The sequence below is a fragment of the Pseudomonas sp. CM25 genome, assembly GCF_013179705.1.
GTDB lineage: Bacteria > Pseudomonadota > Gammaproteobacteria > Pseudomonadales > Pseudomonadaceae > Aquipseudomonas.
Genome location: NZ_JABMCW010000498.1, coordinates 1 through 3,001 on the forward strand (window position 1 = coordinate 1; position 3,001 = coordinate 3,001).

At 61.2% G+C, this 3,001-nt stretch carries 2 protein-coding genes and 1 pseudogene; 2 read left to right on the forward strand and 1 reads right to left on the reverse strand.

The window, feature by feature from the left end; genetic code table 11:
• Window positions 1-1,959, forward strand: a 1,959-nt coding sequence (gene rep / locus HP546_RS28465) for a DNA helicase Rep (protein ID WP_172232642.1), incomplete at its 5' end; no start/stop codon positions are given.
• A gap of 65 nt (window positions 1,960-2,024) precedes the next feature.
• Window positions 2,025-2,597, forward strand: a complete 573-nt coding sequence (locus HP546_RS28470; protein WP_172232644.1) for a xanthine phosphoribosyltransferase — start codon at window positions 2,025-2,027, stop codon at window positions 2,595-2,597.
• 123 nt (window positions 2,598-2,720) lie between these two features.
• Here the strand turns inward: HP546_RS28470 and HP546_RS28475 are convergent.
• Window positions 2,721-3,001, reverse strand: a pseudogene (locus HP546_RS28475) (acetyl-CoA hydrolase); the annotation flags it as partial.

Consider the following 3,001-nt stretch of genomic DNA (forward strand, 5'->3'; position numbering starts at 1 on the left):
CCTCTTTTGGTGCTCGCCGGTGCAGGTTCGGGCAAGACCAGCGTGATCACACGCAAGATTGCCCACCTCATCCAGAACTGCGGCATCCGCGCCCAGTACATCGTGGCGATGACCTTCACCAACAAGGCCGCGCGCGAGATGAAGGAACGGGTCGCCACCTTGCTGCGTCCGGGGGAAGGCCGTGGCCTGACGGTGTGCACCTTTCACAACCTGGGCCTGAACATCATCCGCAAGGAGCACACCCGGCTGGGCTACAAGCCGGGGTTCTCGATCTTCGACGAGTCGGACATCAAGGCGTTGCTGTCCGACATCATGCAAAAGGAATACTCAGGCGACGACGGCATCGACGAGATCAAGAACATGATCGGTGCCTGGAAAAACGACCTGATCCTGCCACCCGAAGCCCTGGAAAAAGCGCGCAACCCGCGCGAGCAGACCGCCGCCATTGTCTACACCCACTACCAGCGCACGCTCAAGGCGTTCAACGCGGTGGACTTCGACGACCTGATCCTGCTGCCGGTCAAACTGTTCCAGGAAAACCCCGACGTGCTCGAACGTTGGCAGAACCGCGTGCGCTACCTGCTGGTGGACGAATATCAGGACACCAACGCCAGCCAGTACCTGCTGGTGAAGATGCTGATCGGCATGCGCAACCAGTTCACCGTGGTGGGCGACGACGACCAGTCGATCTATGCCTGGCGTGGCGCCCGCCCAGAAAACCTGATGCTGCTCAAGGAGGATTACCCCTCCCTGAAAGTGGTCATGCTGGAGCAGAACTACCGCTCCACCAGCCGCATCCTGCGCTGCGCCAACGTGCTGATCGCCAACAACTCGCACGATTTCGAGAAGCAGCTGTGGAGCGAGATGGGCGTCGGCGACGAGATCCGCGTCATCCGCTGCAAGAACGAGGAAGCCGAGGCTGAACGCGTGGCCATGGAAATCCTTACCTTGCATCTGCGCACCGACCGCCCGTACAGCGACTTCGCCATCCTGTACCGCGGCAACTACCAGGCCAAGCTGATCGAACTGAAGCTGCAGCACCACCAGGTGCCGTATCGTCTGTCGGGCGGCAACAGCTTCTTCGGCCGCCAGGAAGTCAAGGACCTCATGGCCTACCTGCGCCTGCTGGTGAACCCGGACGACGACAACGCCTACCTGCGGGTGATCAACGTACCGCGCCGCGAAATCGGCTCCACCACCCTGGAAAAACTCGGCAACTACTCGACCGAGCGCGGTATTTCGATGTACGCCGCCAGCGAGGAGCTAGGCCTGGGCGAGCACCTGGAGCCGCGCTACACCGAGCGTTTGCAGCGCTTCAAGCACTGGCTGGACGGGGTTCGCCACAAGGTCGCCCTGGACGACCCGATTGCTGCGTTGCGCGAGATGATCCGCGACATCGACTACGAGAACTGGATCCGCCAGCAGACCGCCAGCGACAAGGCTGCCGAGTTCCGCATCAGCAACGTCTGGTTCCTGATCGAAGCGCTGAAAAACACCCTCGAGAAGGATGAAGAGGGTGACATGACCATCGAGGACGCCATCGGCAAACTGGTGCTGCGTGACATGCTCGAGCGCCAGCAGGAAGAGGAAGAAAACGCCGAAGGTGTGCAGATGATGACCCTGCATGCCTCCAAGGGCCTGGAATTCCCTTACGTGTTCATCATGGGCATGGAAGAGGAAATCCTCCCGCACCGCTCCAGCATCGAGGCCGACACCATCGAAGAGGAACGCCGCTTGGCCTACGTGGGTATCACCCGCGCCCGCCAGACCCTGGCGTTCACCTTCGCTGCCAAGCGCAAGCAGTACGGTGAAATCATCGACTGCACGCCCAGCCGGTTCCTCGACGAACTGCCACCGGACGACCTGGCCTGGGAAGGCCTGGACGATGCACCGGTCGAGGTAAAGGCCGCACGCGGCAACAACGCGCTGGCCGATATCCGGGCAATGCTCAAACGCTGATCAACCATTACTCTTAAACTTTGCCGCTAGCTAGCGGCAACCTTTGTTACATCGAGGAAACTACAGTGGAAGCACTGCATCAGAAGATTCGCGAAGAAGGCATCGTGCTTTCCGACCAGGTTCTCAAAGTCGACGCGTTTCTCAACCACCAGATCGATCCGGCGCTGATGCAGCTGATCGGTGACGAGTTTGCCCGCCTGTTCGCCGATGCCGGCGTGACCAAGATCGTCACCATTGAAGCTTCGGGCATTGCCCCGGCGGTAATGGCCGGCCTGAAGCTGGGTGTGCCGGTGATTTTCGCCCGCAAGCACCAGTCGCTGACCCTGACCGAGAACCTGCTGACTGCCTCGGTGTATTCCTTCACCAAGCAGACCGAGAACACCGTGGCCATCTCGCCGCGCCACCTCAACAGCAGCGACCGCGTGCTGGTGATCGACGACTTCCTGGCCAACGGCAAGGCGTCGCAGGCGCTGATCTCGATCATTAAGCAGGCCGGTGCTACCGTAGCTGGCGTGGGTATCGTCATCGAAAAATCGTTCCAGGGCGGCCGTGCCGAGCTGGACAGCCAGGGCTACCGCGTTGAATCGCTGGCCCGGGTGAAGTCGCTGGAAGGCGGTGTGGTGTCCTTCATCGAGTAAGCCTGTACCGGCCCCATCGCCGGCAAGCCAGCTCCCACAGTAATTTCACAGAGGCCGAGCCTTGTGCAGTACCTGTGGGAGCTGGCTTGCCGGCGATGGGCTGCAAAGCAGCCCCTGCAATCTTCAGGTCGCTGCCAACCCTGCCAGCAACAAGCGCTGATAAAGCTCTTCCTTCAATCCCTGCGGAGCATCCAGCCCCATCCGCGCCAGATGCCGCTCATACCCCTCCGGCCCCGGCGCCTCCAGCGCTGCCTTGCCCAGCTCCAGCATCTCGCTCAGCTTGAACTTGCTCTTCAACCAGTTCAGCGCCCGCAACAAGTCCCGCTCTTCAGTCGTGAAGTCCGTGCCCAGCGGATACTCCGGGAACAGCCGCGCATGCTGCGCCCTGATCGCCTCCAGCCGCT